Raw genomic sequence first — 6,435 nt, 5'->3', positions numbered from 1 at the left:
GCCATTGTCGATGCCCTCCCCCTCCGCCCCGGCATGCGCGTCATCGAGATCGGCCGCGGGCCTGGCGCCATGGCGCGTGAGATCGCGGCGCGGATCGGGGAGGGGCATGTGCTGGCCGTCGATCGTTCCGCCACTGCCGTCAAGCAGGCCGAGGCCGGCTGCGCCGCCGAGATCGCTGCCGGCCGCATGAGCGTGCGTGAGGCCTCCGCCGAGGACTTCGCGCTCCTCCCCGGCGAAGCCCCCTACGACCTCGCCGTCGCCATCCGCGTCGGCGCCTTCGACGGGCGCTTCCCCGCCGCCGGCGAGCAAGCCCGCCCCCGCCTCCGCGCCGCGCTCGTTCCCGGCGGCAAGCTCTATATCGACGGCGGCGATCCCCTGCGCGAATTTCCGCTTTCGCAGTGATGGCAGCCCGATGAAAGGTCTTCTGGCCGGCCTCACCTTCCTCGCCCTCGCCATTCCGGCCCACGCCGAAGCCGAACTTCGCCAAATCCCGCGCCCCGACGGCAGCCGGATCGATGTATGGATCGATGCGCCGGAAGGCGCCTCGCGGGGGTTGCTGCTGCTTGCCCAGGGGTCCGGATGCCTGCCGGCGCGGGAAAACGCCAATCTCGCCACCATCCGCCGCGCCTTTCCCGGCCATACCGCCGTGACGGTCGAAAAGATCGGCGTCGCGCCGCACGCCGATATCACGCATGGCTATACGGACTGTCCGTCCGCCTTCAGCAGCGCCTACACCCTGTCCCAGCGCCTGGACGACTACCGCATCGTGCTCGACACGCTATCAGCCGACAATGACGAGGATCTGGTCCTCTTCGGCGGCTCCGAAGGCGGCCTCGCCGTCGCCGCCCTCGCGGCCGAGTACGATCCGCAGGCGACCATCATCCTTTCGTCCGCCATGGCCATGAGTTTCGGCGAGATGGTGCGCGCGACCGTCCCGCCCGAGGGCCATGCGACGATCGACGCCGGCTTCGCCGCCGCGCGCGCCGATCCGGAGGGGGATACGCTCTTCGCCGGCTCCACCCATCGCTTCTGGGCCGATATCCTCGACTTCCGCGGGCTCGATCACATGCTGCGCGCGACATCCCCCTTCCTCCTCATCCAGGGCGGGCGCGATCCATCCTCCCCGCTCGCCTCGGCCCGGCTCACCGCCGATGCGTTTGCCGAAAAGGGCCTCTGCAACCTCACCTACTGGGAGTTTCCGGCCCTCGACCACGGCATGGCGGCGCCCGACGGCGCCTCGCGCCTCGCCGATATCGCCGCCCTCGCCGCGAGCTGGGCGGCCGCCCCGGTCGCAGGCTGCTGAGGGCTTCCGGCCTCTCCCCTCCTGACAGCCCCTGTCACCCGAGGGTGTTCCTAATTCGTTCGTCAGGTGCTATCGTTGCCCGCAACGTTGCATGATGCGGCTACGTTTCCCATCTTATCTGCTCTTCCGAACCACTGGCGGTAACCCCATGGCCTCCTCCTCGCGCCCCGGAAAATCCGAGTTCTCCATCGACGACTTTCTCGGCGAGATCGAGAAGGCCGAGGACATCGCCGCCAACAAGCGCCTGCCCCAGGAGCGCCTGCGCAACAAGCGCGCCCTGGACCAGGCTGCGCGCCGCGAGCGCGAAGAAGAAGCTGCCGCCCGCGAAGCCGCCGAGGCGGAAGCCAGGGCCGCCGAGAAGCCCAAGAAGGCCAAGAAGGCGCAGAAGTCCGAAGCGACGGGGATGACCCTGAAGGCGCCCAAGTCCAAGGCCAACTCCGTCGACCGCATCGACTTCTCCGGCTTCGGCGAGCCCGAGCAGGCCGGCTTCGGCCACGTGCCCTCCAGCAAGTCGCTCTCCGCCCGCGACATCTCCCGCGCCGCCGCCAAGGACCCGCAGGCCATGTCGCAGCTGCGCGGCGCCCTCGCCACCGCCACCGACGCCGCCGCACCTCATCCTGAGGCGGGCGCGCAGCGCCCCTCGAAGGGCCGCTCCAAGGTCACCGGCGGCGACGGCAAGACCATCGCCGGCGCGCAGACCGTCGGCATCTCGGCGACGGTCAAGGCGCTGGAGGAAATCATCCTCCACGGCCGCAAGGAGGTGGAAGGCTCCGCCCCCTGGGTGCCGCACCGCCCAGAGCGCCCGGCCAAGACCGAAGGCGGCAAGGCCTTCAAGCTCGTCACCGACTACGAGCCGCGCGGCGACCAGCCGACCGCCATCGCCGAGCTGGTGGAAGGCATCGATCAGGGCGAGACCGACCAGGTGCTCCTCGGCGTCACCGGCTCGGGCAAGACCTTCACCGTCGCCCAGACCATCATGCGCACCCAGCGCCCGGCGCTGATCCTTGCCCCCAACAAGACGCTGGCCGCCCAGCTCTATGGCGAGTTCAAGTCGTTCTTCCCCGAGAACGCCGTCGAGTACTTCGTCTCCTACTACGACTACTACCAGCCGGAAGCGTACGTGCCGCGCACCGACACCTATATCGAGAAGGAATCCTCGATCAACGAGCAGATCGACCGCATGCGCCACGCCGCGACCCGCGCCCTGCTCGAGCGCGACGACGTCATCATCGTCGCCTCCGTTTCGTGCATCTATGGCATCGGCTCCGTCGAAGGCTACTCGGCCATGATCATCGACCTCAGCCAAGGCCAGAAGATCGACCAGCGCCAGCTGCTCGCCGATTTCGTCGCCCTGCAGTACAAGCGCAACGAGAGCGCCTTCACCCGCGGCACCTTTCGCGTGCGCGGCGACACCATCGAGATCTTCCCCGCCCACTACGACAGCGCCGCCTGGCGCATCACGCTCTTCGGCAACGAGATCGAGAAGATCGTCGAGTTCGATCCGCTGACCGGCAAGACCGTAGGCGAGCGCAAGTTCATCCGCGTCTACGCCAACTCCCACCACGTCACCCCGCGCCCCACCATCGTCCAGGCGATCAAGGAGATCCGCAAGGAGCTCGCCGCGCGCCTGCAGGAGCTCAACGGGGCCGGCCGCTTCCTCGAGGCCCAGCGCCTCGAGCAGCGCACGCTCTTCGACCTCGAGATGATGGAAGCCACCGGCTCGTGCGCCGGCATCGAGAACTATTCGCGCTATTTCTCCGGCCGCCGCCCCGGCGAGCCGCCGCCGACGCTCTTCGAATACCTGCCCGACGACGCCCTCGTCTTCGTCGACGAGAGCCACGTCACCGTCGGCCAGCTCGGCGCCATGTATCGCGGGGACCTCAGGCGCAAGGCGACGCTGGCCGAATACGGCTTCCGCCTCCCCTCCTGCATGGACAACCGGCCGCTGCGCTTCGAGGAGTGGAACGCCATGCGCCCGCAGACGGTCTACGTCTCGGCCACCCCCGGCAACTGGGAAATGGAGCAGACCGGCGGGGTCTTTGCCGAGCAGGTCATCCGCCCGACCGGCCTCACCGATCCGCCGGTCGAGGTGCGCCCGGCCACCACCCAGGTCGACGACGTCGTCGACGAGATCCGCGGCGTCACCAAGGCCGGCTACCGCACCCTCGTCACCACCCTCACCAAGAAGATGGCCGAGGACCTGACCGAATACCTGCACGAGCAGGGCATCCGCGTGCGCTACATGCACTCGGACATCGACACCATCGAGCGCATCGAGATCATCCGCGACCTGCGTCTCGGCGCCTTCGACGTGCTGGTCGGCATCAACCTCCTGCGCGAAGGCCTCGACATCCCCGAATGCGGCCTCGTCGCCATCCTCGATGCCGACAAGGAAGGGTTCCTGCGCAGCGAAACCTCCCTCATCCAGACCATCGGCCGCGCCGCCCGCAACGTCGACGGCCGCGTCATCCTCTATGCCGACGGCATCACCGGCTCCATGGAACGGGCGCTGGCCGAAACCAACCGCCGCCGCGAAAAGCAGGTCGCCTACAACCAGGCCAACGGCATCACCCCGCAGTCGGTCCGCTCCAACATCAAGGACATCGTCGACAGCGTCTACGAACGCGACCACGTCACGGTCAGCATCGGCAAAGGCCGCGACGGCAAGGAACAGGTCAAGGTCGGCGACAACCTCGCCGCCGTCATCAAGGACCTCGAGGCGCAGATGAGGGAGGCCGCGACGAATCTGGAATTCGAGAAGGCGGCGAGGCTGCGGGACGAGGTGAAGCGGTTGCGGGAGATGGAGCTCGACGTCCTCGAAGCGCACACCGAAGACTGAGACGGCTTCTCAGTAGCCCTCATACTGAGGTGGGAGCGCAGTGAACCCTCGAACCACGAGGGTGTGGCACGATCCGGCCCCCGCAGCGGGCAAAATCTCTCTCGGGTGGAGAGATTTTAGGTGAGAAGGTCATGAGAGTTGCACTCAAATGGCCTCGCGGAGAGGTGAAGCGGCTGCGGGGATGGAGCTGCACCGGCCAGGGATTAACTAACCGAAGCCCTCAGGCCTTACCCGAGGGGTGGCCGGTTCCCCTACCCCTGGCAGGATAATGTGCCCGAAGGACGGACGAGGGATCACCTCTCCCTTTGAGGGAGAGATCGGCAGGCGCGAAGCGCAGGTGAAAGGGTCTTCCTGTCCCCCAAGGCAACTAGCAAGTCAAAAACGCGAAGTGTTAGGCCTGGAAAGCGACCTCGCGTGTTGCGGTCTTCATGTTTCTGTCGGAATCATCTGCAAACAGTTGACGTTCAAGAGAAACTCTTGGAGCTTGGCCATGAAACCGAGGAGGAGACTCGTGACCAAGCAAAAAAAAGACCGAAATCCCATCATTGCTCGAAATTCAGAAATCGGTGCTACCGACGCCGAGTATGATGATGCATTTCTGTTTACCTGTTTCGTTGACAACCCTGCTTACTCTATCGCTGCGGATCTTGGAAATAATAAGACACTTTTAGTTGGCCGTACGGGATCAGGAAAAACCGCCATCCTTCGGATGATTGAGAGCGCGAATTCCGAACGCTGCTCCTACATTTCCTTACCTGAGATGGCGCTGTCCTATGTGACAAATTCGGACAATATGAACTTCCTTTTACAGCTCAAAATCGATCTTGAGCTATTTTTTATAGCGCTTTGGAAGCATGTAATTTGCCTGGAATACGTCAGATCAAACTACCACATACTTAATAATGATCAATCTCGAAATCTCATAGATAAATTGACAAGCGCGTTCAATAGAGATGAAAGAAAGAAAAAGGGAATAGAATATTTAAGGAAGTGGGAATCGAAATTCTGGGTTACGATGGACGAGAACATCCGCGAGATCACTCGACAGGTAGAGGATAAGGTCAGCGCTGAGTTCGGAGCCGACGTTGAGAAGCTCAGAGGCAATGTCGGTTATGTGAGCGCAATGAGCGCCGTTCGTCGTCAGCAGTACGAATTCCGCGCAAAACAGATTATAAATTCAGATCTATTAGTCGAACTTTCCAATGTTGTAGAAGTACTCGCGTCATTTGAGGAAAAGGGCGGCAATCAACGCGTTAGGTATATATTAATCGATAAAATAGATGAAAAGTGGGTGGATGACAAAATCAAGTATCACCTTATCAGAGCACTGATTGAAGCGATAAAATCTCTAAGAAAGATACGTAGCCTAAAAGTTATAGTCGCCCTTCGCAGCGACGTTCTATCTAAGGTAATTGAAGATTCAAACAACCCAGGATTGCAAAGAGATAAATACGACGACCACATCGTCAATCTTTATTGGGAAAAAAGAGATCTGTTTGAGCTATTGAACAAAAGAATAGACCAGCTTTATAAAAGAAAGTACACAAAGAACGACGTACATTTTGGAGACGTGTTTGAGAACAGAGTATCCCAAAAAGATCCTTTTGAATATATGATTGAGCGATCACTGCTTAGGCCGAGAGACGTAATCTCTTTTACAAACTTGGCCCTCGCATCAGCTCAGGGAAAGACAGAAGTCGCAGCCAAAGACGTAAAGGAAGCGGAGGCCGGATACTCTCGTATACGATACGAGGCCCTAGTGCAGGAATGGGCAATCGCTTTTCCTTGGCTCCCAAACGCCTTCCAAATTTTGCGGCTTGGGAAAACGAGGTTCGCGATCAAAGATATTCCCGGGAACATAGTAGCCGAGTTCGCGCTAGAGGTTTTTTCCAGCGACGAACTGAAGGGTACCTCAATCCATACGGCAGCCAAGCTTGCGCTGGAGACCCAAGGCTCCAGAGCGCTTTCAGCGTTAGCACAAGAAGTACTGGCCACGTTATATAGGATCGGTGCGGTCGGTCTAAAACTAAATCCTAATGAGCGCTATCGCTACTCGCATGTTGACGAGCCATCTGTACTACCAGCAGAACTTGCCGACGAGACAAAGGTACACGTGCATCCCATGCTCCAACGTGCGCTGGGCATCTATGACGATCAGCGCTCAGCTAGGCTGGATTATTAGCGTGGCGGACGTCAAGATAACCAATCGAGGGGCTCTAGATGGATTTCGATAAGGCTTAAATTGGGGAACGTCCATTATCCCGCCTAGTCGACGCCGCAGTCGCGATACCCC

Annotated in this window: 4 protein-coding genes; all 4 read left to right on the top strand. The window is 61.1% G+C overall.

The features are described from left to right. Positions 1-402, top strand: a 402-nt coding sequence (locus VE25_RS18075; RefSeq protein ID WP_201776115.1) for an SAM-dependent methyltransferase, incomplete at its 5' end; no start/stop codon positions are given. Between the two features lie 10 nt (positions 403-412). After that, positions 413-1,303, top strand: a complete 891-nt coding sequence (locus VE25_RS18070; protein WP_052732075.1) for an alpha/beta fold hydrolase — start codon at positions 413-415, stop codon at positions 1,301-1,303. Positions 1,304-1,706: 403 nt separating this feature from the next. Beyond that, positions 1,707-4,142: an excinuclease ABC subunit UvrB gene (gene uvrB, locus VE25_RS18065; RefSeq protein WP_046110065.1), complete on the top strand. Its 2,436-nt coding sequence runs from the start codon at positions 1,707-1,709 to the stop codon at positions 4,140-4,142. 511 nt (positions 4,143-4,653) lie between these two features. Next, positions 4,654-6,324, top strand: a complete 1,671-nt coding sequence (locus VE25_RS18060) for a P-loop ATPase, Sll1717 family (protein ID WP_152664670.1) — start codon at positions 4,654-4,656, stop codon at positions 6,322-6,324. Positions 6,325-6,435 lie beyond the last annotated feature (111 nt).

It is taken from the genome of Devosia geojensis (genome assembly GCF_000969415.1).
Lineage (GTDB): Bacteria > Pseudomonadota > Alphaproteobacteria > Rhizobiales > Devosiaceae > Devosia > Devosia geojensis.
Note: the sequence above shows the minus strand (reverse complement) of the source record. Positions and strands in the feature narration are given on the sequence as shown.